The sequence below is a fragment of the Micromonospora sp. NPDC048930 genome (assembly GCF_043197935.1).
Taxonomy (GTDB): domain Bacteria; phylum Actinomycetota; class Actinomycetes; order Mycobacteriales; family Micromonosporaceae; genus Micromonospora.
In genome coordinates, this window is sequence record NZ_JBICUB010000009.1 from 262,536 (window position 1) to 284,537 (window position 22,002).

Annotated in this window: 21 protein-coding genes and 1 pseudogene; 16 read left to right on the forward strand and 6 right to left on the reverse strand. The window is 74.1% G+C overall.

Annotation, left to right across the window (positions count from 1 at the left end; all coding sequences use genetic code 11):
- Positions 1-11: 11 nt before the first annotated feature.
- The 11 genes from ACGFI9_RS24300 to ACGFI9_RS24350 all read left to right on the forward strand — a co-directional run bounded on the left by ACGFI9_RS24300 (position 12) and on the right by ACGFI9_RS24350 (position 9,376).
- Entirely contained in the window at positions 12-1,493 is a 1,482-nt protein-coding gene (locus tag ACGFI9_RS24300) for a 2-hydroxymuconic semialdehyde dehydrogenase (protein ID WP_393181279.1), read from the forward strand.
- 56 nt (positions 1,494-1,549) lie between these two features.
- The gene (locus ACGFI9_RS24305; RefSeq protein WP_393181193.1) at positions 1,550-2,344 is read left to right on the forward strand and encodes a 2-keto-4-pentenoate hydratase; all 795 of its coding nucleotides are present in this window, start codon (positions 1,550-1,552) and stop codon (positions 2,342-2,344) included.
- Positions 2,341-3,282 carry an acetaldehyde dehydrogenase (acetylating) gene (locus tag ACGFI9_RS24310; protein WP_393181195.1) on the forward strand — a complete coding sequence of 314 codons (942 nt, stop codon included), beginning with the start codon at positions 2,341-2,343 and terminating at the stop codon, positions 3,280-3,282. The genes ACGFI9_RS24305 and ACGFI9_RS24310 overlap by 4 nt, the downstream gene beginning before the upstream one ends.
- The gene (gene dmpG, locus ACGFI9_RS24315) at positions 3,279-4,343 is read left to right on the forward strand and encodes a 4-hydroxy-2-oxovalerate aldolase (RefSeq protein WP_393181197.1); all 1,065 of its coding nucleotides are present in this window, start codon (positions 3,279-3,281) and stop codon (positions 4,341-4,343) included. Before ACGFI9_RS24310 ends, dmpG begins: the two co-directional genes overlap by 4 nt.
- Complete coding sequence (locus ACGFI9_RS24320; protein ID WP_393181199.1) at positions 4,340-5,113, forward strand: 2-keto-4-pentenoate hydratase; 774 nt, start codon at positions 4,340-4,342, stop codon at positions 5,111-5,113. The genes dmpG and ACGFI9_RS24320 overlap by 4 nt, the downstream gene beginning before the upstream one ends.
- Positions 5,110-5,532, forward strand: a complete 423-nt coding sequence (locus ACGFI9_RS24325) for a RidA family protein (protein WP_393181201.1) — start codon at positions 5,110-5,112, stop codon at positions 5,530-5,532. Before ACGFI9_RS24320 ends, ACGFI9_RS24325 begins: the two co-directional genes overlap by 4 nt.
- Positions 5,529-6,053 carry a 3-hydroxyanthranilate 3,4-dioxygenase gene (locus ACGFI9_RS24330; protein ID WP_393181203.1) on the forward strand — a complete coding sequence of 175 codons (525 nt, stop codon included), beginning with the start codon at positions 5,529-5,531 and terminating at the stop codon, positions 6,051-6,053. Before ACGFI9_RS24325 ends, ACGFI9_RS24330 begins: the two co-directional genes overlap by 4 nt.
- Positions 6,053-7,054, forward strand: a complete 1,002-nt coding sequence (locus tag ACGFI9_RS24335) for an amidohydrolase family protein (protein WP_393181205.1) — start codon at positions 6,053-6,055, stop codon at positions 7,052-7,054. Before ACGFI9_RS24330 ends, ACGFI9_RS24335 begins: the two co-directional genes overlap by 1 nt.
- A 97-nt stretch (positions 7,055-7,151) precedes the next feature.
- The gene (locus tag ACGFI9_RS24340) at positions 7,152-8,615 is read left to right on the forward strand and encodes an amidase (protein WP_393181207.1); all 1,464 of its coding nucleotides are present in this window, start codon (positions 7,152-7,154) and stop codon (positions 8,613-8,615) included.
- Positions 8,616-8,688: 73 nt separating this feature from the next.
- Positions 8,689-8,976, forward strand: a complete 288-nt coding sequence (locus ACGFI9_RS24345) for a hypothetical protein (RefSeq protein WP_393181280.1) — start codon at positions 8,689-8,691, stop codon at positions 8,974-8,976.
- The gene (locus tag ACGFI9_RS24350; RefSeq protein ID WP_393181209.1) at positions 8,963-9,376 is read left to right on the forward strand and encodes a DUF5130 family protein; all 414 of its coding nucleotides are present in this window, start codon (positions 8,963-8,965) and stop codon (positions 9,374-9,376) included. The genes ACGFI9_RS24345 and ACGFI9_RS24350 overlap by 14 nt, the downstream gene beginning before the upstream one ends.
- A 164-nt stretch (positions 9,377-9,540) precedes the next feature.
- Here ACGFI9_RS24350 and pepN read toward each other — a convergent pair whose 3' ends face one another.
- Positions 9,541-12,087, reverse strand: coding sequence for an aminopeptidase N (pepN, locus tag ACGFI9_RS24355; protein WP_393181211.1), 2,547 nt, complete (start codon positions 12,085-12,087; stop codon positions 9,541-9,543).
- A gap of 225 nt (positions 12,088-12,312) precedes the next feature.
- On the opposite strand from pepN, the gene ACGFI9_RS24360 reads away from it, so the two are divergent.
- The 4 genes from ACGFI9_RS24360 (at position 12,313) to ACGFI9_RS24375 (ending at position 15,389) form a co-directional block, all read left to right on the forward strand.
- Positions 12,313-12,936: a DsbA family protein gene (locus tag ACGFI9_RS24360; RefSeq protein ID WP_393181213.1), complete on the forward strand. Its 624-nt coding sequence runs from the start codon at positions 12,313-12,315 to the stop codon at positions 12,934-12,936.
- Positions 12,937-13,110: 174 nt separating this feature from the next.
- A complete protein-coding gene (locus tag ACGFI9_RS24365; RefSeq protein WP_393181215.1) occupies positions 13,111-13,500 on the forward strand; it encodes a hypothetical protein in 390 nt (129 codons plus the stop codon).
- A gap of 145 nt (positions 13,501-13,645) precedes the next feature.
- Entirely contained in the window at positions 13,646-14,845 is a 1,200-nt protein-coding gene (locus ACGFI9_RS24370; protein WP_393181216.1) for a DUF1015 family protein, read from the forward strand.
- A 73-nt stretch (positions 14,846-14,918) separates the two neighbouring features.
- Positions 14,919-15,389: a ribose-5-phosphate isomerase gene (locus tag ACGFI9_RS24375; protein ID WP_393181217.1), complete on the forward strand. Its 471-nt coding sequence runs from the start codon at positions 14,919-14,921 to the stop codon at positions 15,387-15,389.
- A 20-nt stretch (positions 15,390-15,409) separates the two neighbouring features.
- Here the strand turns inward: ACGFI9_RS24375 and ACGFI9_RS24380 are convergent, their stop codons facing one another.
- Together ACGFI9_RS24380 and ACGFI9_RS24385 are read right to left on the reverse strand one after the other, a co-directional pair.
- The gene (locus tag ACGFI9_RS24380; protein ID WP_393181219.1) at positions 15,410-15,787 is read right to left on the reverse strand and encodes a hypothetical protein; all 378 of its coding nucleotides are present in this window, start codon (positions 15,785-15,787) and stop codon (positions 15,410-15,412) included.
- A gap of 131 nt (positions 15,788-15,918) precedes the next feature.
- Entirely contained in the window at positions 15,919-17,136 is a 1,218-nt protein-coding gene (locus ACGFI9_RS24385; protein WP_393181221.1) for a GNAT family N-acetyltransferase, read from the reverse strand.
- Positions 17,137-17,235: 99 nt separating this feature from the next.
- On the opposite strand from ACGFI9_RS24385, the gene ACGFI9_RS24390 reads away from it, so the two are divergent.
- A complete protein-coding gene (locus ACGFI9_RS24390; protein WP_393181223.1) occupies positions 17,236-17,772 on the forward strand; it encodes a hypothetical protein in 537 nt (178 codons plus the stop codon).
- 145 nt (positions 17,773-17,917) lie between these two features.
- Here ACGFI9_RS24390 and ACGFI9_RS24395 read toward each other — a convergent pair whose 3' ends face one another.
- The 3 genes and pseudogenes from ACGFI9_RS24395 to ACGFI9_RS24405 all read right to left on the reverse strand — a co-directional run.
- Positions 17,918-18,172: a hypothetical protein gene (locus tag ACGFI9_RS24395; RefSeq protein ID WP_393181225.1), complete on the reverse strand. Its 255-nt coding sequence runs from the start codon at positions 18,170-18,172 to the stop codon at positions 17,918-17,920.
- Between the two features lie 87 nt (positions 18,173-18,259).
- On the reverse strand, positions 18,260-21,253 hold the full coding sequence (locus tag ACGFI9_RS24400; RefSeq protein ID WP_393181226.1) for an Hsp70 family protein: 2,994 nt from the start codon (positions 21,251-21,253) through the stop codon (positions 18,260-18,262).
- A 137-nt stretch (positions 21,254-21,390) separates the two neighbouring features.
- Positions 21,391-21,612 (reverse strand): annotated as a pseudogene (locus tag ACGFI9_RS24405) (LPXTG cell wall anchor domain-containing protein); the annotation flags it as partial.
- Between the last annotated feature and the right edge of the window lie 390 nt (positions 21,613-22,002).

Consider the following 22,002-nt stretch of genomic DNA (forward strand, 5'->3'; position numbering starts at 1 on the left):
ATCCCCGGCTGATGGCCGGGCACGCGCCGGACGGGCCCGGCCTGCTGCGCAACTTCGTCGGCGGCTCCTTCGTCGACACCGGACCGAGGTTCACCAAGCGCAGCCCGGTCACCGGCGAACCGGTCTTCGAGGTGGTCGAGGCTTCGTCGTCCCTCGTGGACGACGCGGTGGCCGCCGCCCGGGCGGCGCTGCGCGGGCCGTGGGGCCGGATGGGTGAGCGGGAGCGCGCCGAGGTGCTGCGCCGGGTCGCCGACGAGTTGGAGCGCCGCTTCGACGATCTGGTCGCCGCCGAGGTCGCGGACACCGGCAAGGCCATCTCCCAGGCCCGCACGCTGGACATCCCGCGCGGCGCGGCCAACTTCCGGGCGTTCGCCGAGATCGTGGCGACCGCGCCGACCGAGTCGTTCACCACGGTCACCCCGACCGGCGGCCGGGCGCTCAACTACGCGGTCCGCAAGCCGGTCGGCGTGGTCGCGGTGATCGTGCCGTGGAACCTGCCGCTGCTCCTCCTCACCTGGAAGGTCGCCCCCGCACTGGCCTGCGGCAACGCGGTGATCGTGAAGCCCAGCGAGGAGACCCCCGCCTCGGCCACCCTGCTCGCCGAGGTGATGGCCGCCGCGGGCGTGCCGGACGGGGTGTTCAACCTGGTGCACGGCTTCGGCCCCGGCTCGGCCGGCGAGTTCCTCACCCGGCACCCGGGCGTCGACGCGATCACCTTCACCGGCGAGTCGGCCACCGGCAGCGCCATCATGCGCGCCGCCGCCGACGGCGTGAAGGCGGTCTCCTTCGAACTGGGCGGCAAGAACGCCGGCCTGGTCTTCGCCGACGCCGACCTGGACGCCGCAGTGGCCGGCTCGGTCCGCTCCAGCTTCACCAACGGCGGCCAGGTGTGCCTCTGCACGGAACGGATCTACGTGCAGCGACCGGTCTTCGAGGAGTTCACCGCGCGGCTGGCCAAGCGCGCCGACGAGCTGGCGTACGGCTGGCCGGCCGACGAGGCGACGGTGAACATGCCGCTGATCTCGCACCCCCACCGGGACAAGGTGCTCGGCCACTACGAGCTGGCCCGCGCCGAGGGCGCCGAGGTACGCGCCGGCGGCGGCGTGCCGCGCTTCGGCGACGCCCGCGACGGTGGCGCGTACGTGCAGCCGACCGTGCTGACCGGGCTCGGGCCGGACGCCCGGACCAACCGGGAGGAGATCTTCGGCCCGGTGGTCCACGTCGCCCCCTTCGACGACGAGGACGAGGCGTACGCCCTGGCCAACGGCACCGACTACGGCCTGGCGGCGACCGTCTGGACCCGGGACGTGGGCCGGGCGCACCGGGCCGGGTCCCGGCTGGACGCCGGCATCGTCTGGGTGAACACCTGGTTCCTGCGGGACCTGCGTACCCCCTTCGGCGGGGTGAAGGCGTCGGGCATCGGCCGGGAGGGCGGCGTGCACTCGCTCGACTTCTACTCCGAACTCACCAACGTCTGCGTGGACCTCACATGAGTGACCGCCCCGGGCAGAATGGCCGGCGTCCCAAGAAAGGGAAGCGAGGAGCCGGCATGACCGTCGACATCGAAGCCGCCAACCGGGAACTGGCCGTCGCCCGGCAGGAGGAGAAGCCGTGCCCGCCGCTGCGCGGCCGGCTGCTGCCCGAGGGCGACATCGAGGCCGCCTACCAGGTGCAGCAGGTCTACACCCGGCAGCGCCTCGGCAAGGGCCACCGCCGGGTGGGCGCGAAGATCGGCCTCACCTCGCGGGCGGTGCAGGAGAACTTCGGCGTCTTCCAGCCCGACTTCGGGGTGCTCTTCGACGACATGGCCGTCGGGGACGGGGTCGAGGTGCCGATGAGCCGGCTGCTCCAGCCCCGGGTGGAGGCGGAGATCGCCTTCGTGCTCGGCGCGGACCTCCCCGACGAGCGGGTGACCGGTGTGGACCTGATCCGGGCGGTGGACCACGTGCTGCCGGCCATCGAGATCGTCGACTCGCGGATCGCCGCCTGGGACATCTCCATCGTGGACACCGTCGCGGACAACGCGTCCAGCGGGCTTTTCGTGCTCGGCACCGCGCCGCGTCGGCTGGCCGACGTGGACCTGCGGCTCTGCGGGATGGTGCTGGAGCACGCGGGGGAGCCGGTCTCCGTCGGGGCCGGGGCGGCCTGCCTCGGCAACCCGTTGCACGCCCTGGAGTGGCTGGCCGGGACGATGGCCCGGGCCGGCGACCCCCTGAAGGCCGGCGACGTGGTGCTCTCCGGGGCGCTCGGCCCGATGGTGCCGGTCACTCCCGGCGCGGCGTACGAGGCCCGGATCTCCGGGCTCGGCTCGGTACGGACCTGTTTCTCGAGGGAGGGGCGATGAGCGTCGGGGTGGCGGTGCTCGGGTCGGGCAACATCGGCACCGACCTGATGATCAAGGTGCTCCGGCTGTCGACGTCGCTGCGGATGGTGGCGATGGCCGGCATCGACCCGGCGTCGGACGGTCTGGCCCGGGCCCGCCGGCTCGGCGTGGCGACCACCGCCGAGGGCGTGGACGGGCTGGTCGCCCTGCCGGAGTTCGCCGACGTCGAGCTGGTCTTCGACGCCACCTCGGCCGGCGCGCACCGGCGGCACCACGAGGTGCTGCGGGCGCACGGCCGGACGGTGGTCGACCTGACGCCCGCCGCCATCGGTCCGTACGTGGTGCCCCCGGTCAACCTGGACGAGCACCTGCACGAGCCGAACGTGAACATGGTCACCTGCGGCGGGCAGGCCACCGTGCCGATCGTGCACGCGGTCGGCCGGGTCACCCCGGTCGCGTACGGGGAGATCGTCGCCTCGATCGCCTCGAAGTCGGCGGGGCCGGGCACCCGGGCCAACATCGACGAGTTCACCGAGACCACCGCCCGGGCCATCGAGGTGGTCGGTGGCGCCGGCCGCGGCAAGGCGATCATCGTGCTGAACCCGGCCGACCCGCCGCTGCTGATGCGGGACACCGTCTACTGCCTCTGCCCGGACGCCGACGCCGATCGCGCCGCGATCGCCGCCTCGGTCGCCGACATGGTGGCCACCGTGCAGGAGTACGTCCCGGGCTACCGGCTCAAGCAGGACGTGCAGTTCGACCGGGTCGACACCTACGTCCCGGCGCTGGGACGGCCGTTCACCGGGCTCCAGGTCTCGGTCTTCCTGGAGGTCTCCGGCGCCGGGCACTACCTGCCCGCGTACGCCGGGAACCTGGACATCATGACCTCGGCCGCGCTGCGTACCGCGGAGCGGCTGGTCGCGCTGGGCTCGACCACGACGGAGGTGGCCGCGCGATGACGGACCTCTACATCCAGGACGTGACGCTGCGGGACGGCATGCACGCCATCGCGCACCGGTACACCGTGGACCAGGTGCGGACCATCGCCGCGGCGCTGGACGCGGCCGGGGTGGCCGCGATCGAGGTGGCGCACGGCGACGGCCTCGCCGGCTCCAGCGTCAATTACGGCCACGGCGCGGCCGGCGACGCCGACTGGATCTCCGCCGCCGCCGAGGTGCTGACCACCGCGAGGCTCACCACCCTGCTGCTGCCCGGCATCGGCACCATCGCCGACCTCAAGGCGGCCAAGGCGCTCGGGGTGACCAGCGTGCGGATCGCCACCCACTGCACCGAGGCGGACATCTCCGCCCAGCACATCTCCTGGGCCCGGGAGAACGGCATGGACGTCTCCGGGTTCCTGATGATGTCGCACATGAACGACCCGGCCGGGCTGGCCGCCCAGGCCAAGCTCATGGAGTCGTACGGGGCGCACTGCGTCTACGTCACCGACTCCGGCGGCCGGCTGCTGATGTCCGACGTGGCCGCGCGGATCGACGCGTACCGGCAGGTGCTGGAGCCGGAGACGCAGATCGGCATCCACGCCCACCACAACCTGTCGCTCGGCGTCGCCAACAGCGTGGTGGCGGTCGAGCACGGCCGGATCCTCGGCTCCACCCCGGCCGGCCCGGACGCCGCACACGGGCGGACCGTCCGGGTGGACGCCTCGCTGGCCGGCATGGGCGCCGGGGCGGGCAACGCCCCGCTGGAGGTGTTCGTCGCGGTCGCCGAGCTGCACGGCTGGAAGCACGGCTGCGACGTGTTCGCGCTGATGGACGCGGCCGACGACGTGGTCCGCCCGCTCCAGGACCGGCCGGTCCAGGTGGACCGGGAGACGCTCTCCCTCGGGTACGCCGGCGTCTACTCCAGCTTCCTGCGGCACGCCGAGCGCGCCTCGGCGAAGTACGGCGTGGACGTCCGCTCGATCCTCGTCGAGCTGGGCCGGCGCCGGATGGTCGGCGGCCAGGAGGACATGATCGTGGACGTGGCGCTGGACCTCGCGAGCAAGGAGGGGACCGCATGATCGGACCGGACATCACGGGGATCGCCGAGAAGCTGGGGGCGGCGGCCGACACGGCCAGCGCGATCCCGCAGCTCGCCGCCGAGACCGGCCTCGACGTGGACGCCGCGTACGCGGTGCAGACCGCGCTGGTGCAGCGCCGCCTCGACCGGGGCGAGCGGCTGGTCGGGCTGAAGATGGGGCTGACCAGCAAGGCGAAGATGGCCCAGGTCGGGGTGGACGAGGTGATCTGGGGCCGGCTCACCGACGCGATGCGGGTGCCCGACGGCGGCACGGTCGACGTCGCCGACTTCATCCACCCCCGGGTCGAGCCCGAGGTGGCGTTCCTGCTCGACCGGCTGCCCGAGCCCGGCGAGCCGGTCGGCGCGTTCACCGACGCGGTCCGCGCGGTCGCCCCGGCGATCGAGCTGATCGACTCCCGGTACGCCAACTTCACCTTCTCCCTGCCGGACGTCGTCGCCGACAACACCTCGGCCGCGGCGTTCGTGGTCGGGCCGTGGTCGCCGGTGCCGGACGACCTGGACAACCTCGGTGTGCTGCTGGAGATCGACGGCCGGGTGGCGCAGGTCGGCTCGACCGCGGCGATCCTCGGCGACCCGCGGCGCGCGCTGGACGAGGGCATCCGCCTCGCCGGCCGGCACGGCGTCCGGCTGCGCGAGGGCTGGGTGTTCCTCGCGGGCGCCGCCACCGCTGCCGTTCCGCTGCGTCCCGGCGCTCACATCCGTGCCGTTGTCGAGAAGCTCGGCACGGCTTCCCTGAAGGCGGCGGCATGACCGCGCGCGTCGTCGCGGGCAAGGCGGTGCCGCGGGGGGCGTTCCCGCACGTCAAGGTCGCCGGGGGGTTCGTCTTCGTCTCGGGTACGTCGTCGCGGCGGCCGGACAACACCTTCGCCGGTGTGTCGGTCGACGAGTTCGGCACGACGGACCTGGACATCCGGGCGCAGACGCGGGCGGTCATCGAGAACGTCCGTGATCTGCTGCGGTCGGTCGGGGCTGACCTGACCGATCTGGTGCAGGTCACCAGCTACCTGGTCAACATGAATGACTTCGGTGGCTACAACGAGGTGTGGGCGGAGTTCTTCGACGCCACCGGGCCGACCCGGACCACGGTGGCCGTCCACCAGCTCCCGCACCCGCACCTGCTGATCGAGATGCAGGCCGTGGCCCTACTTCCGTCGGGAGGTCAGTCGTGAGTGAGATCGCCGAGCCGTTCAGCTTCCAGGGCTGGATCGGGGAGAACCAGCACCTGCTCAAGCCGCCGGTGGGCAACAAGGAGATGCTGCCCGGCAGTGACGACTTCATCGTCATGGTGGTGGGTGGCCCGAACCAGCGCACCGACTTCCACGTCGACCCGTACGAGGAGTTCTTCTACCAGGTCAAGGGCAACATGCACATCAACCTGATGCTCCCCGAGGGGCCGCGTACGGTGCACGTGCGCGAGGGTCAGATGTGGATGCTGCCGCGCAACACCCCGCACTCCCCGCAGCGGCCGGAGGCCGGCTCGATCGGCATGGTGATCGAGCGGGTCCGCGAGGAGGGCACCCTGGAGAAGTTCCAGTGGTACTGCCCCGAGTGCAGCCACAAGGTGCACGAGGTGGAGCTCCAGGTCCGGGACATCGCCGCCGACCTGCCCCCGGTCTTCGCGGCGTTCTACGCCGACGAGAAGGCCCGCACCTGCACCAACTGCGGCGCGCTGCACCCGGGCAAGGGCTGATGCCCGGACCGGTCGTGGACGTGCACACGCACGTCGTACCGAAGGGCTGGCCGGACCTCGCCGCCGCGTGCGGCGGGTCCGGCTGGCCCTGGCTGCGGGTGGACTCCGAGCGGGCCGCCATGATCATGGTGGGGGAGACCGAGTTCCGACCCGTCGGCGCGGAGTGCTGGGACGCGGACACCCGACTGTCCGACATGGTCGCCGACGGGGTCGACGTGCAGGTCGTCTCGCCCACCCCGGTCTTCTTCAGCTACGACCGGCCGGCCGACCAGGCGGTCAAGGTGGCCCGCATCTTCAACGACCTCACCCTGGAGGTCACCGCCGCCGGCGGTGACCGGCTGGTGCCGTTCTGCCAGGTGCCGTTGCAGGACCCGGACGCGGCCTGCGCCGAGCTGGACCGCTGCCTGGCCGCCGGCCACGCCGGTGTGGAGATCGGCAACCACGTCGGTGACCGGGACCTCGACGACGCCGGCATCGTGCAGTTCCTGACCCACTGCGCGCAGGTCGGCGCGCCCGTCTTCGTGCACCCCTGGGACATGCCGGGCGGCCCCCGGTTGGACCGCTGGATGGCCCGGTGGCTGACCGGGATGCCCGCCGAGACGCACCTGTCGGTGCTGGCGCTCATCCTCGGCGGGGTCTTCGACCGGGTGCCGGAGACGCTGCGGATCTGCTTCGCGCACGGCGGTGGCAGCTTCCCGTTCTGGCTGGGCCGCGCCGACAACGCCTGGCATCGCCGGGGCGACCTGGTACGCGGCGCCTCCACCGCCCCGCCCAGCGCGTACGTCGACCGGTTCTGCGTCGACTCGGTGGTCTTCGACCCGGCCGCGCTGCGGCTGCTGGTCGACACCATCGGGGAGGACCGGGTGCTGGTCGGCAGCGACTACCCGTACCCACTGGGGGAGCGCCCGGTCGGGCAGGTGGTCCGCAAGGCCGACTTCCTCACCCCCGACCAGCGCGACAAGCTCCTCGGCGGCAACGCCCTCCGCTTCCTGCACGGCTGACCGGGTTGCGGCAAGCCGGGGTGTCCCGGGTCGGGGACAGGCCGACTCGCCGCTAGGCGGTGTCGATTAAGCCGCAGCCAACGGGCAGGATGGGGGTATGGCCGAGCCGCACGACCTGACGGCGCTGGAGCAGGCCGACGCGATCCGCCGGGGCGAGCTGTCCAGCGTGGAGCTGGTCGAGCACCACCTGCGCCGGGTCGACGCGCTCGGCGACACCGTCGGCGCGTTCGTCACCGTCACGCCCGAACGCGCCCGGGCGGCTGCCCGGGCCGCCGACGCGGCGCCGGCGGAGGAACGCGGGCCGCTGCACGGCGTACCGACGGCCATCAAGGACCTGACCCTGACCGCCGGGGTGCGCACCACCTTCGGCTCGGCCGCCTTCGCCGACTTCGTGCCGCCGATCGACGCCGACGTGGTCCGCTTCATCACCGCCGCCGGGCTGGTCAGCCTCGGCAAGACCACCACCTCCGAGCTGGGCTGCTCGCTCTACTCCGAGGGCCGGGTGGCGCCGCCGGCCCGCAACCCGTGGGACCTGGCGTACACGGCGGGCGGGTCCAGCGGCGGCGCGGCGGCCGCGGTGGCGGCCGGGCTGGTGCCGGTGGCGCAGGGCTCCGACGGCGGCGGCTCGCTGCGCATCCCGGCGTCGCTGTGCGGCCTGGTCGGCTACAAGCCAAGCCGGGGGCTGGTCTCCGGCGGCCCGCTCGGCTTCGGCGCGTTCGGGCTGCCCACCAACGGCCCGCTCGGGCGGACCGCCGCCGACGTGGCCGCGCTGCTGGACGTCATGGCCCGCCCGGTGCCCGGCGAGCCGTACCTGCCGCCGGTCGCGCCCGCCGGCGGCTACCTGGGCGCGGCCCGTGAGGCGGCCCCGCGCCGGCTGCGGGTCGGCCGCTTCACCACGCCGATGCTCGCCGACGAGCCGGTCCACCCCGACTGCGTGGCCGCCGTCGACCGGGCCGCCACGCTGCTCGCCGCGGCCGGCCACGAGGTGGTCGAGGTCCCCGCGCCGCTCGGCCCCGAGGCGTGGCCGCTCTTCGAGACCGTCTGGTACGTGCTGGCGCTCACCCCGGTGCCCGCCGAGCGGGAGGGCGACCTGCTGCCGCTGACCCGGTTCCTCCGCGAGCGCGGCGCCGCGGTCGGGGCCGGTCCGCTGATGGCCGCGCTCGGCGAACTCCAGGCCCAGGTACGCCTCGGGGTGCGCCGTACCGCCAGCTGCGATCTGCTGCTCTGCCCGACCCTGGCCGCGCCGCAGGCGCCGGTCGGCGCGTTCGCCGCGCTCAACCCGGCGGAGGATTTCGACCGGCAACGCCGGTTCTCGCCGTACTGCGCCATCTTCAACGTGACCGGCGACCCGTCCGTTTCCCTGCCGCTCGGCCGGACCGCCGACGGCATGCCGGTCGGGGTGCTGCTCACCGGCCGGTACGGGGACGACGCGACATTGATAGCCACTGCCGCGCAACTGGAGCACGGCTGTGGCGGATGGGATCAGCACCCCGCAATCTGGCGGGCGGTCGACTCCGCTAACGTGAACATCACAAGCGGGGTCGGGCGCCCGTCGTCATGATCGTCGACCGACCCGGAAGATTCCTGGTCTCTATTTCCGCCTGGGGGCGTTGGGATTGTCTGTTACCGACACGTTGTTGCTCTTCGTCGGCGTCCCGGCGGCCGCGGTGCTGGTGATCGCCGGCCTGGCGTACGCCGGCAGCCGTGGCGGCGGCGGTGGCGGCGCCAAGCGCTACCGGCCGGGCCGGCCCTTTGACTTCACTCCGGTCTGGTTCCTGGGCCGTCCGGAGCAGCTGGCCGACTCGGCCGGCGCCGCACTGGCCGCCGGGGCGCAGGCGCCGGCGTTGACCAGTCACAAGCAGGAGCAGGCCGGCCGGGAGGCGCCGGCCGGTGGAACCGGAGGCGCAAGTGACCGTTGGTGAGAAGCAGGCCGCGACGGGGACGGGCACCCGGCCCCAGGTCCTGGACGGGCCGTTCTCGACCCGTCAGCTGCTCCGCATCGACGAGGCGCTCCGCCTGGCCGACCGGGGGACCGGGCTGGTGTTCTCGGTCTACGTGGGCGGCCTCGACGAGCCGATCCGGGAGCACGCCGAGCGGCTGCACCGGCAGCTCGCCGAGCCCGACAAGTCGGTGCTGATCGCCGTCTCGCCCAACCAGCGGCAGCTGGAGATCGTCACCGGCCGGTACGCCCGCAAGCGCATCCCCGACACGTACGCCAAGCTCGCCGCCCTCTCCATGGCGGGGTCCTTCGGCGGGGGCGACCTGACCGGCGGCATCATCCAGGGCCTCGACCAGCTCGCCAGCCACGCCGGCAAGGGCTGAGCCCTCCCGTACGACGAAGCCCGGCCCGCGAACCGCGGGCCGGGCTCTTTCGTGTGGTCGCTCGGCGGGGCCAGGCGCCGGGGTCGAGCCTCCTCGCCACCGTAACGGCCGGGGCCGGCGTGGGCTCCCACCCACGCCGGCCCCGGCCGCGTACTCCTCGCTGCTCAGGCGCTCCGGGCGTCCCGGGCGCGGGCCTTGAGGGCGCGGACCACGCCGTCGCGGCCCTCGGCCACCAGCCGGCGCAGCGGCGCCGGGTGCCCGTCCTGGGCCAGCCAGGCGTCGGTGGCCGCCACCGTGTCCTCCTCGACCAGGTACGCCGGGTAGGCGAGCTGGACGAACTCCTGCGCCGGCTCGCTGTCCCGCTGCGCCCAGACCTGCGCCACGGTGGCGAAGTACCGCTCCCGGTACGGCGCGGTGAGGTCCACCTGCGCCGGGTGGGTGAAGCCCTGCAGCAGGGCCCGGTTGCGCCAGTTCGGCAGCGGCTCCTTACCGGTGAGCTGCGCCCACACCGCCGCCTTGTTCTCCGCCGTCGGCACCAGCGCGTGCGCGTACGCCGCCTCCCGCTCACCGCTGGCGGTGCGGTCGTTCGCCAGCTCGGCCTCGACCTCGGCCGCCCCGGCCGCGCCGTTGGCCACCAGCGACTGGAGCACCGCCCAGCGCAGCTCGGTGTCCACGGTCAGCCCGGCGGTCACGTCGACGCCGGCCAGCCAGCCGCGCAGGACCGCCAGGTCCTCATCGGAGCGGGCCGCCGACACGTACGCCCGGGCCCACGCGAGCTGGAAGCCGCTGCCCGGCTCGGCCGCGGCCAGGGCCGCCCTGGCGGTACGGGCCAGCTCGGCCCAGCCGGTCGGCGCCCAGGCCGGGTCGACGTAGAAGGTGAGCGTGGTGGTCGCCTGCCGCAGGGTGGCGGTGACCAGGTTGATGTCGGTCTCCGCCGGCAGCCCGGCCAGCACCAGCGCCACGTAGTCCCGGGCCGCCAGCTCGGCGTCCCGGGTCATGTCCCAGGCGGCGGTCCAGCACAGCGCCCGGGCCAGCGACGAGTCGAAGCCGGCGATGTGCTGCACCACGGTGGCCATCGACCGCTCGTCCAGCCGCAGCTTGGTGTAGGTGAGGTCGTCGTCGTTGAGCAGCAGCACGTCGGCGGCGGGCTTGCCGTGCAGCACGGACAGCTCGGTCGCCTCGCCGGTCACGTCCACCTCGACCAGTTCCCGGCGGACCAGCCGGCCGTCGGTCAGGTCGTAGAGGCCCACCCCGATCCGGTGGGTACGCAGCGTCGGGTGCCCGGCCGGCGCCTCCTGGCGGACCAGCACCCGCTCGTACGTGCCGTCGGCGCCGATGGTGACCTCGGGGCGCAGGGTGTTGACCTGCGCGGTCTCCAGCCACTGCGCGGCGAACTTGCGCAGCTCCCGGCCCGACGCCGTCTCCAGCTCGGAGAGCAGGTCGTCGAAGGTGGCGTTGCCCCAGGCGTGCTTACCGAAGTACGCCCGCAGGCCGGCCAGGAACGGCTCCTCGCCGACGTACGCGACGAGCTGCTTGAGCACGCTGGCGCCCTTGGCGTAGGTGATGCCGTCGAAGTTGACCTCGACCGCCTCCAGGTCCGGCATCTCGCAGTAGACCGGGTGGGTGGAGGAGAGCTGGTCCTGCCGGTAGCCCCAGTTCTTGCGGATGGACAGGAAGGTCGTCCAGGCGTCGCGGAACCGGGTGGCGTGGGTGTTGCACCAGTGGCTGGCCCACTCGGCGAACGACTCGTTCAGCCACAGGTCGTTCCACCAACGCATGGTGACCAGGTCACCGAACCACATGTGCGCCAGCTCGTGCAGGATCGTGTTGGCCCGCTGCTCGTACTCGAAGTCGGTGACCTGCGAGCGGAAGATGTAGTGCGACTCGGCGTGCGTGACGCAGCCGAAGTTCTCCATCGCGCCGGCGTTGAAGTCCGGCACCCAGAGCTGGTCGTACTTGGGCAGTGGGTAGCGCACCCCGAACTTCTCGTGGAAGAAGTCGAAGCCCTGCTTGGTGATCAGGAACAGGTCGTCCGAGTCCAGGTAGCGCGCCATCGAGGCCCGGCAGTACACGCCCAGGTCGATGCCGTCGTGGCTGTCCCGCACCTCGTGGTACGGCCCGGCGCAGAGCGCGGTGATGTAGGTGCTCATCCGCACCGACTCGGCGAAGTGGATGGTCTTCAGCCCCTCGCCGGCCGGCTCCTCCCGCGCCACCGGCATGTTGGAGACCACCCGCCAGTGCTCCGGGACGGTGGCGTGCCAGGTGTAGACGCTCTTCAGGTCGGGCTGGTCGAAGCAGGCGAAGACGCGCTGCGCGTCCGCCGTCTCGAACTGGCTGTACAGGTAGGTCTCGCCGTCCACCGGGTCGACCGTGCGGTGCAGGCCCTGCCCGCTGTTCGAGTACGCGAAGTCGGCGTCGACCACGAGGACGTTCTCGGCGGCCAGGCCGGTGAGGGTGAGGCCCTTCTCGGCCGACCAGCCACCGAGGTCGACCGCCGCGCCGTTGAGCGTGGCGGAGCGCACCGACTCGGCGGCGGTCTCGATGAAGGTGGTGGCCCCCGGCTCGGCACAGCGGAACCGGACCTCGGTCACCGAGCGGAACGTGCGGCCGGTGGCCTGCACGGCGGTCGACAGGTCAAGGCTGATGTCGTACCCGGTCACCTCGAGCAGGCGGGCCCGCTCGGTGGCCTCGACCTGGGTCAGGTTGCGCACTCCCGGCACTGTTCGTCTCCATCCCACTCTTCTCGCCGCGCCCCGCGGCACCGGCCTCACCGGTCCGCTCGTGACGGCCGGCCCGGACCGAGTCTTCCATGCACCGTCACCCTTCGGTGGCCGAGGTCACGCTCTCATTCCGGTACCGGTCGATCCCGCCCGGGGTGAGGATCGGTAAGGACAGCGCCGGAGTTCCGGCGCGTGGAGTCGTGAAGGGATATCACCGTGACCGAACGTGTCGCTGTGGACATGTGGTTCGACCCGCTGTGCCCGTGGGCGTGGATCACCTCCCGCTGGCTGCTGGAGGTCGAGCAGGTCCGGGACGTGGAGATCCGCTTCCACGTGATGAGCCTCTCCGTGCTGAACGAGGGGCGCGACCTGCCCGAGCAGTACCAGGACCTGATGAAGAAGGGCTGGGGCCCGGTGCGGGTCTGCATCGCGGTGGAGCAGGCGCACGGCGGGGAGACGCTGGCGAAGCTCTACACCGCCATGGGCACCCGGATCCACCTGGGCAAGGAGGAACTCGGCCGGGACATGCTGGTCGGTGCGCTGACCGACGTCGGGCTGGACCCGGCGTTCGCCGACGCCGCCGACTCGGCCGAGTACGACGAGTCGCTGCGGGCCAGCCACGAGGCGGGCATGCGGCCGGTCGGCACCGACGTCGGCACCCCGGTGATCCACGCGCCGGGTCCGGACGGCGGCCAGGTCGCCTTCTTCGGCCCGGTGATCACCCCGGCGCCGAAGGGCGAGGCGGCCGGCAAGCTCTGGGACGGCGTCCTGCTGGTCGCCGGCACCCCCGGCTTCTACGAGCTGAAGCGCACCCGCGAGCTGGGCCCCATCTTCGACTGAGGGGTAGGGAAGGGCCCCCTGTTGACGCCTCCGGTAGAGCAGGGGTCCCTTCTCAACCAAGGTCCGAGCCCCGCGCCGCCCGCGTCACCCGGGCGGCGCGGGGCTCGTTTCATCAGGTGTCCCAGCCGGCGGCCCGCCCGCGGCCGCACCCCGGCAGCTCCTGGAGGCGTACCCATGGGTAAGCACCGCCACCTGTCCGACGACGCGCCGCTGACGGCGACCGAGGACGCCGGTGCGACGTACTGGTCCGTGACCGAGGGTGACTGGCCGGAGGTCCGGCCGACCCTGCCGGCCGAGATGGTCGACCTGCTGGCGCCGCCGATCGTGGTCGGCGTGGCCCGGGTCGTGGCCACCTCGCGGATGACCCCACCGGTCGACGCGAGCCTGCCGGCCCGCACCCCCGGTCCGGTCCGGCCCAGCGCCGCGGCCGGCCGTCCGAGCCCGCCCGGATCGACGACGGTGCGCCTCGGTCCCGCCGGCGGCTCCCGCCCGGCCGCCCCGACGCCGGGTCGCCGCCCGGCCCCCGGCCGGCACCGCAGCGCCACCGCCGACCGCAACGGCTGACCCCTGTCGACCGGGCACGGGCAGAACGTTAGAAGGGGGCCCCTGCTACACCAGAGGCGTTGACAAGGGGCCCGTCCTTTCAACTGGTGGACGCGGCGCGGGTCCGGGTCCGGCGCGGCAGGGGATCCGGGTAGCGTCAGCGGGCATGACGGTCGTGCATCCGATCGCCCGGGCCTGGATCACCACTGGCGGCACCGGCGCGCAGAACTACGACGAGTTCGCCGACGACGCGGAGATCACCGCCATCGTGGCGGCCAACCCGCACAGCGCCCTGGGCATCGAGATGCCCCACCGGGCGCCGGAGAGCCTCGGGAAGTCCTTCCTCGACGCGCTCCCCGACGCCGCGGCCCGCCTCGCCGAGGCCAAGGCGGACGGCAGCTACACCCCGGCCGAGCAGGTCGTGGTGCTCTACCGGATCAGCGCGCCGGGCGAGGAGAACGCGTACGGCCTGTTCGCCATGGTCGACACCGACCAGATCTCCACCCGGGCCGACGAGCCCGGCCTGGTGATCCGCAACGAGGACGTCTTCATCGCCAAGGTGCGGGAGCGGGTCGCCCTCGCCGAGGCGCTGGGTCACCTGCTCTCGCCCGTACTCCTGCTCCAGACCGGGCGCGGCGACGAGCTGCACGCCGCGCTCGCGGCGGCGACCGAGACGGCCGGCGCCCCCGCGGCGACCGACGTCGACCAGGCCGGGCGGACGCACGCCATCTGGCTGCTCGGCCCGGGCGCGGCGCAGGACGAGCTGACCGCCCTGGCCGGCGGTGGCGAGCTGGTGGTCGCGGACGGCAACCACCGCAGCCTGGCCGCGCAGACCGGCGGCTTCCCGCGCTTCCTCTCGGTGATCACCACGCCCGCCTCGGTCGCCATCCAGCCCTACAACCGGCTGGTCAGCGAGCTGACCACCACCCCGGCGGAGCTGCTCGACCGGCTCCGCGCCGCCGGCGCGGAGGTCACCCCGGCCGGCGGCCCGGTCGAGGTCCCGGCGGGCGGCGGCACCGTCCACCTCTACCTCGCTGGCCAGGGGTACGCGGTCCGCCTGCCGCACGTCGAGGGCGGCCGGCTGGAGAACCTCGACCACGCGCTGGTCGAGCGGCTGCTGCTGCGGGACGCGCTCGGCCTCGACCCGGGCGACAAGCGGATCACGTACGTCGGCGGCGACTACCCGGCGAGCTGGCTCACCGGCGAGGTGGACGCCGGCCGGGCCGAGCTGGCGGTGCTGATCGCCCCGGTGACCGTGGACGACTTCGTCGCGGTCAACCTGGCGCGGGAGAAGATGCCCCGGAAGAGCACCTGGTTCACCCCGAAGGCGCGGGCCGGCCTGGTCGTCGCCGAGCTGCCGCAGTAGATCCTGTGACGAATCCGCCTCCGTGCCGCCGCCCGCGCGGCGGCGCGGAGGCCGGCCTGTCAGACTGCGCGGTATGCGCGTCTACCTGGGATCCGATCACGCCGGCTTCGAGCTGAAGGTGCACCTGGCCAACCACCTGGCCAAGCAGGGGTACGAGGTGGTCGACGTCGGTCCGCACGCCTTCGACCCGGACGACGACTACCCGGCGTTCTGCCTGCACACCGGGGACCGGGTGGTCGGCGACCCGGGCAGCCTCGGGGTGGTCATCGGCGGCTCCGGCAACGGCGAGCAGATCGCCGCCAACAAAATCCCCGGCGTCCGCGCCGCGCTCGCCTGGAACATCGACACCGCCCAGCTCGCCCGGGAGCACAACGACGCCAACATCATCGCCGTGGGCGCCCGCCAGCACACCCTGGACGAGGCGACCGCCCTGGTGGAGGCGTTCCTGACCACGCCGTTCTCGGGCAACCCCCGGCACGCCCGCCGGATCGCCCAGATGGCCGAGTACGAGCGGACCCGCCAGCTCCCCGACCTGCCCGCCTGACACCGTCCCGCGGACGGCCGCTACCGGCCGGTGCGGGGCAGTTCGTCGCGGGGCACCCAGTTGCGGCGGACGATCACGACGCGGGCCTCGGCCTCGGCCAGGTCCGCGTCGGCCGGCCGGGCCGCGTCCCGCGCCCGCAGCGCGGCGGTCACGCTCACCTGGGACGATCCGGAGCCGACCAGCCCGCGCAGCCCACGCTCGCCCTCCTCGGCGGGGCCGGCTCGGCGGCCCCGGGGCGCCGGCTCGTCGTGGACCCTGGATGTGGTCGCGCTCGGCCCGTCCGCGAAGGTGCCGACGGGTTCATCCCGGCCGGCTCGCCCGGCCGCACCGTCGCCGTCCGGCGTCCCGCCGTCGCCGTGGTGCCGCAGCCGGCGTCGCCGTCGCTCCGCATCACCCATCCCCCGACCGTACCGCCCCGGCCGCCGAACGGCGTCCGCCGCCCACCGGCCAGCCCCGCCCGCGATCATGAGGTTGGCGGTGACGAAGGGGCGGGTCGCGCCGCCAATCTCATGACCGACCTCGCGGAGGGTCAGAAGACCTCCATGGGGGCGGGGGCACGGTGCCAGGTGAAGGCGGGCGCGGCCGCCGCCACCGTGCCGGGGACCAGTTCGCGGAGGCGACCGGCGGCGGCGAGCGCGGCCAGTCCGGACCCACCCAGGTAGAGCTCGCCGAGGGCGCGTACGTCGCAGGCGAGCTGGGCCGGCGCGGTGGTGGCCACGCACTCGGCGCCGGACCGGCCGCCGACCAGCCGCCACCGGCCGGAGTTCTCCGGCAGCAGCTCGTCGGTCACCTCGACCACCAGGTCGACGTCGGTGGCGTACCGGCGGGCGGCCAGGGCGGCCGGTACGTCGACCACCCGTACCCAGAGCCCGTCGGTGAGCTGGGCGGACAGCCTGCGCGGCTCGTTCACCAGCCACAGCAGCGGCTCGTCCACGGCGGCCGGACACGACAGCCGTCGGGTCAGGTCGAGCGAGAACAGCAGCCGCCACAGCGCCAGGTACGCCTCCGGGGTCGCGGCGACCACCTCGTCGACCCGGACCTCGCCGCGTGGGCCGCTCCGGTCCCACTCCTCCTTCGTCCGGTACAGCGCGTACCCGTCGACGCCGGTCGCCCCGTCGTGCAGCAGCACCCGGCGCTCGGTCGCCCCGCCCCGCAGGCTCTTCACGTCGGCGAGCAGGTACGCCCACCAGCGCTCGTCCCGGCTCGACCAGCCGGGCCGGTCGGCGCGCAGCCGCTCGTACAGCCTGGCCAGCTCGGCCCGGTGCGCGGCCGGGCGGTCCAGGCGGAGGCCGCTCGCCGCGGACGCCGGTTCCGGCAGCCGCAGCTCGGTGGTGTCGCACTGGAGCGTGTACCGCTGCGCGGCCAGCCCGTAGCCGAAGCGGGGGTAGATCCGCCCCTCGCTGGCCCAGAGCACCGCCACCGGCTCCCGGCGGGTGTCCCGGATCTCCCGGAGCTGCCGGCGCATCAGGGTGCTGAGCAGGCCCCGCCGGCGGTGGGTGGGGGCGACCGAGACCATCGTCACGTGCGCGGCCGGCACGCTGGCGCCGGGCACCGTCAGGTCCCGGGTGAACGCGGCGGCGTGCGCCACCGCGATCCCGCCGTCGCGGACCAGCAGGGAGCGCTCGGGCTCGAACACCCCGCGCTCCACCTCGCGCAGGTCGGGGTCCGACTCGCCGTGGAACGCCAGGGCGAGCAGCGCCGCGATCTCGTCGAAATCCTCGGCCCGGGGCACCGTCACGTCTGTCATCGGATGTGTGTAGCCCATCACGTCCGGGGTCGGCGACCGATTTGCCGGCTCGCTACCCTCGGAAGCGTGGCCGGCGTCGGTCGAGGGGGAGGACACGAGATGGCGGACCAGACACAGCCGTGGGCCGAGCGCACCGTGGAGGTGCCGCCGCAGCCGGGTGTCGGGGTGGTGCCACCGCAGCGGGACGCGTTCCAGCGCGGCGTGGCCCAGGTCGGGCCGGGCCGTACGCCCCGGACCGAGCAGTTCCCCACCGTCGACCCGACCGGCTGGGCGGGCGACTCCGCCCCGCGCCGCCCGATGAGCTGGCACCTGGCGCAGCTGCGCCGGGGCGGCGAGTGGAGCGCGGCCGGCGGGCTCTTCGCCTTCGTCTGCTGGGGCATCTGGGCGATCTCCGGCCGGGGCAACCTGGCCACCCCGCTGCTCACCTTCGTGCTCAGCCTGCTCACCGGGGTCGGCCTCTTCGCGCTCGCCCGGCTGCTCGGCCGGGTCGTCTGGGAGCGGCAGCTCGGCCGGATCCGCCGCAGCGCCCGCGGCGCGCACCTGGTGACCGCGCTCTTCCTGGCCGGGGTGGGGGTGGCCTACCTGCAACAGACCGAGTGGGTGGTCAGCGCCTGGAACTGGGTCACCGGCAACTGAGCCACCGTGCCGCGGGCGGGTCGGCGTCCCGCCGCCCGCCCGCGCACCCGGTCGCGGTACGCCGCGACGCCGGTCGTCACTCCACCAGGACGGCGCTCGCATTACCCCGCTCGGCCCGGTTCATCCGTGGTCCGTCGAGCCGGCGTCACCGGCCCTCGGCGTCGGCCTTCGGCGAGGCGACCCGCGCCGCCGGGTCCTCGACGCCCGGCTCGCCCCCGCCCGGGGCCACCATGCCGTCGTAGTTGTAGACGGTGCCGTCCTCGCCGTGCCGCTTCGTGGTGCGGATGTAGCGGTGGATCATGCCGTCGATCTCGATCTCCAACAGGGCCCTGTCGTCCACGTCCTGGCTGCTGCCGTCCCGCGGACCGCCCACCAGGTACGCCTTCGTGTTCGTCTCCATGGGCCCAGCCGTACCCCTGGCCCGCAGGGCGGAAACGGCGACCGCCCACCGGCCGGACGGGCCCGTTCGGCGCGGATCGGGGCTGACTCAGCCGACGAAGCGGTACAGCACCAGCTCCTTCTCCGCCCCGCAGGCGATCACCTGTGTGTTCCACGAGCACGAGTCGCTGCGTACGCCCATGAGTTGGCCCATCTCGACCGGCTCGTCGGCGTCCACCGCCAGCCCGGCCAGGCTGCGGTCGTCCTCGGAGGTGCTCGGCGTCTTGTCCAAGAGCAGCAGGTTGCCGGCGTCCAGCCGGGCGGCCACCCCCTCCCGGTCGCGCAGCCGGGTCCCGTCCGGCGCGAACAGGGTCACCGTGGCCCGCGGCGAGTCGCGCCCGGCGAGCAGGTACTCGCCGAGCGGGACCAGCGTCTCGGCCTCGGGGGCCGGCCAGCTGTGGGTCTTCTTCCCCTCCGCGACCGCCACCACCCGCGTCCCCTCGGCCCCGGAATCCGGCACCTCCAGCAGGCAGGCCCGGTGCTCGCCGCAGGTGACCAGCGACTTCGCCCGGCTGCCGTCGTCGCTCGAGGTATAGAGCGTGGCGGGCTCACCGAGGCTGCCCAGGTCGTAGGAGAGGAGCCGGAGGCCCCGGTTGTCCTCGACGACGTAGAGCCGGTCGTCCCGGGCCGCCACCGGGTCGTCCACGTCGGCGACGTTCTTCCGGCTCCGCAGGATCTCGCCGCTGTCCATTCCGATCACCCGTACCGAGCGGTCCGCCCCCAGTTGGACCAGCCGGTCCGCGTCGCCCAGCCAGGGCGCCCGCGGCGAGCCGTCGAGGTACGCCGGGCCGCTCAGCGCCTCGCCGGTGCGGACCGGCACCACGGCGGTCCGCGGGTCGCCGTACTCGTTGCGGGGATTGTCCCGCCGCCACCGCTCGTGGCGGTCGCTGAGCCGCAGCCCGACCAGCCGGTCGCCGGTCCGGTCGAGCCAGACCGCCGTGCGGGCGGTGAAGTACACCGCGTCGTCGCCGTGGATGCTGAGCACCCAGCGCTGCTCGCCGGCGCCGTCGAGCATCACCAGGTCGCGGGGGGTGCTGTCGCCGGAGGCGTCGGCGAACACGGCCACCCCGTCGGGCAGCGCGCGGATCCCCGCCCACCGCTCAGCGGTCGCCCGGGTCTGCTTGCGCCACACCTGCTCGCCGGTGCCCGCGTCGAACGCCACCACCTCGAGGTGGTCGTCCGGCCTCGGGTAGGCCAGGTAGGCGCGGTCGGCCAGCACCGCGGTGAACATGTCGGGCGGCCGCTCGTCGCCCGTCTCCACCCGGGCGATCACCGTGGGATTGTGGAACTCCAGGGCCGGATAGCGGTCCCGGAGCACCCACCATGCGGTCGTGACCAGCACGGCGACCACCACGAGGCCGGCGGCCGGCACGAGCCAGCGGCCACCCCGGCCGCGCCCCGGCCCGGTCGCGCCGGCGGGCGCGGGGGAGACCGGCGACCCATCGAGGGGTACGCCTGGCGGCCGCCCGCCCGCTCCCGGATGCGGGGCGGGACCGGGGTGCCCGGCGTACGGCGACGGGGTCGGCCCGCCCACCGCGACCATGGTCCCGTGCGGGCCGGCAGCCGGTGCCGCGCTCCCGGGCGCCACCGCGGTGTACGGCAGGGTGCCGTGCGGGCCGCCGGCCGGCGGCCCGCTCACGGGCAGCGTCCCGTGCGAGCTTCCGGCTGCGGGCGCCGTGGCCTCGGGCAGTGTCCCGTGCGAGCTTCCGGCTGCGGGCGTCGTGGCCTCGGGCAGCGTGCCGTGCCTGCCGCCGGCTGCCGGCGCCGCCTCAGGGAGCGTGCCGTGAGGGCCGACGGCGGGCTCGGTGGGGCGGCTGCCGGACGAATCGGCGGCCGGCTCGGTGGGCCGGGTGTCCGGTGGCCCGGCCGGGGCCGGTACGACCACTCCGGGATGCCCGGCCCGCCGGGGCAACGGGAGGTCGGTCAGCGCGCCCTCGGCGACCGGCAGTTCCGGCTGCTCCAGCACCGTCGGGGCGATCCCCAGATCGGCGTGCAGCATCCGGGCCACCAGCGGCACCCGGGTCGACCCGCCGACCAGGAAGAGACCGGAGAGCTGCCCGGGGGCCAGCCCGGCGGCGGCGATCACCTGCCGGGTCTCGGCCACCGCCCGGGCCAGCAGGGGCGCGGCGAGCCGTTCCAGGTCCTCCCGGGAGAGCGGGACCGCCGCCGCCACCCCCGGCACGGCCACCGGCGCGACCATGGCCCGGGAGAGCATCTCCTTCGCGCCGCGTACGTTCTCCCAGAGCTGCTGCCGGTCCCGCCACTCGGGCGTGCTCTCCGGACCGGTCAGCCGGGCCCACTGCCGCGGATGCGCCGGGGCGACCAGTTCGCCGACCCGGCGCAGCAGCGCGGCGTCCAGGTCCAGGCCACCGAGGTCGGCGACCCCGCCGCTGGCGACCAGGTGGAACCCGGAGTCGCCCCACGGGTCGGCGCCCTCGTTGCGCAGCACCGCCACGTCCAGGGTGCCGCCGCCGAAGTCGAACACCGCGACCGAGCCGCCCACCGGCACCGGCCGGCGCAGCACCTGGGTGTAGTAGCGGGCCGCGGCGACCGGCTCGCGCAGCAGGCGGGTGCCGGGCGCGATCGGGGCGGACAGGGTGTGCTCGGCCGCGGCGGGCCAGCCGGCCAGTTCCAGCGCGTCGTGCAGCACCTGCCGGCGCGGCGCCGCCCAGGCCGCCGGATGGGTGACCACCGCCGGCGGGAGGAAGCCCACCGCGGCCACCGCGGCCTCGCCGACCGCCCGCAGCGTCGCCGCCAGCAGCTCCGCCGGCCGGTACGCCCGGCCGCCCAGCTCGACCGTCTCCTCGTCGACCCGGCGCTTCGGATTCGCCTCGTACCGGGTCGGATCGGCCTGGGCCAGCCGCTGGGCGTCCCGCCCGACGTGCAGGTGCCCGTCGATGTCGGCGTAGACCCCGGAGGGGAGGATCGGGTGCCCGTCCACCAGCAGCGGGCGGGTCCGCCCGTCCGGCCAGCGCAGCACGGCCACCGTGTTCGAGGTGCCGAGGTCCACGCCGAGGGCGAATCCGTCCTGCTGGCCTGACATCCGTGCCTACCTCCACCCGACGAGGGGATGCCCGGCCCCGCATCGTACGCAGCCCGCGCCGCGCGTCGATCCCGTGTCCGCAACGGAAAGCGCCCCCGGACCGACGAAGCATCGGGCCGGGGGCGCTTCGAGTGGGGCTAAGCCACGAAGCGGGTACGGCGGCGGCGGGCGATCAGGTAGCCCGTGCCGCCGAGAAGCAGGAGCGCGCCGCCGATGCCGGCCACGGTGGCGGTGTCGGCACCGGTCACGGGCAGCCCACCGCCCTCGCCGCCGGCGGTGCCCGGGCTGGCGGAGGAAGCAGGGGTCGGTGCGACCGTCGTCGTGGCGCTGGGCGTGGCGGTCGGTGTCGGCGTCACGGTGGGCTCACCGGTGGGCGGCGTCACGAGCTTGACGCCGGCGAAGCCGATCGGACCCCCCAGCCCTCCGAGCTGCCCGGCCGGGGTCGTCAACGTCAGCGAATCACCGGTGCCACGCACTGCCTTCGTGCCCTGCCCGGCCCACTCGTCGGCCAGCACCTGGATGCCGCCCCGTTGGTCGACGTAATCCTTGCTGACCCAGCGGTAGATGATCGACGAGATGTTCTCGGCGCGCGCGTCCGGCTTGGTGGAGATTCCCGCCCCCGTCACGGCCAGGCTGGCGCCCGGAGCCAGTTCCTCATCGAACTCGCACCAGGCCGACTCCTGGTTGCTGTCGACGGCGTACCAACAGTTCTCGTACTTCTTGGTGAAGTCGAGGTCGTTGAGGATCCG

Bases quoted from the DNA above. Each gene is read 5' to 3' on its own strand.
- ACGFI9_RS24300 (WP_393181279.1), top strand. From the start codon at position 12: ATGGCCGGGCACGCGCCGGACGGGCCCGGCCTGCTGCGCAACTTCGTC.
- ACGFI9_RS24305 (WP_393181193.1), top strand. From the start codon at position 1,550: ATGACCGTCGACATCGAAGCCGCCAACCGGGAACTGGCCGTCGCCCGG.
- ACGFI9_RS24310 (WP_393181195.1), top strand. From the start codon at position 2,341: ATGAGCGTCGGGGTGGCGGTGCTCGGGTCGGGCAACATCGGCACCGAC.
- dmpG (WP_393181197.1), top strand. From the start codon at position 3,279: ATGACGGACCTCTACATCCAGGACGTGACGCTGCGGGACGGCATGCAC.
- ACGFI9_RS24320 (WP_393181199.1), top strand. From the start codon at position 4,340: ATGATCGGACCGGACATCACGGGGATCGCCGAGAAGCTGGGGGCGGCG.
- ACGFI9_RS24325 (WP_393181201.1), top strand. From the start codon at position 5,110: ATGACCGCGCGCGTCGTCGCGGGCAAGGCGGTGCCGCGGGGGGCGTTC.
- ACGFI9_RS24335 (WP_393181205.1), top strand. From the start codon at position 6,053: ATGCCCGGACCGGTCGTGGACGTGCACACGCACGTCGTACCGAAGGGC.
- ACGFI9_RS24340 (WP_393181207.1), top strand. From the start codon at position 7,152: ATGGCCGAGCCGCACGACCTGACGGCGCTGGAGCAGGCCGACGCGATC.
- ACGFI9_RS24365 (WP_393181215.1), top strand. From the start codon at position 13,111: ATGGGTAAGCACCGCCACCTGTCCGACGACGCGCCGCTGACGGCGACC.
- ACGFI9_RS24370 (WP_393181216.1), top strand. From the start codon at position 13,646: ATGACGGTCGTGCATCCGATCGCCCGGGCCTGGATCACCACTGGCGGC.
- ACGFI9_RS24375 (WP_393181217.1), top strand. From the start codon at position 14,919: ATGCGCGTCTACCTGGGATCCGATCACGCCGGCTTCGAGCTGAAGGTG.
- ACGFI9_RS24380 (WP_393181219.1), bottom strand. From the start codon at position 15,787: ATGGGTGATGCGGAGCGACGGCGACGCCGGCTGCGGCACCACGGCGAC.
- ACGFI9_RS24385 (WP_393181221.1), bottom strand. From the start codon at position 17,136: ATGACAGACGTGACGGTGCCCCGGGCCGAGGATTTCGACGAGATCGCG.
- ACGFI9_RS24390 (WP_393181223.1), top strand. From the start codon at position 17,236: ATGGCGGACCAGACACAGCCGTGGGCCGAGCGCACCGTGGAGGTGCCG.
- ACGFI9_RS24395 (WP_393181225.1), bottom strand. From the start codon at position 18,172: ATGGAGACGAACACGAAGGCGTACCTGGTGGGCGGTCCGCGGGACGGC.
- ACGFI9_RS24400 (WP_393181226.1), bottom strand. From the start codon at position 21,253: ATGTCAGGCCAGCAGGACGGATTCGCCCTCGGCGTGGACCTCGGCACC.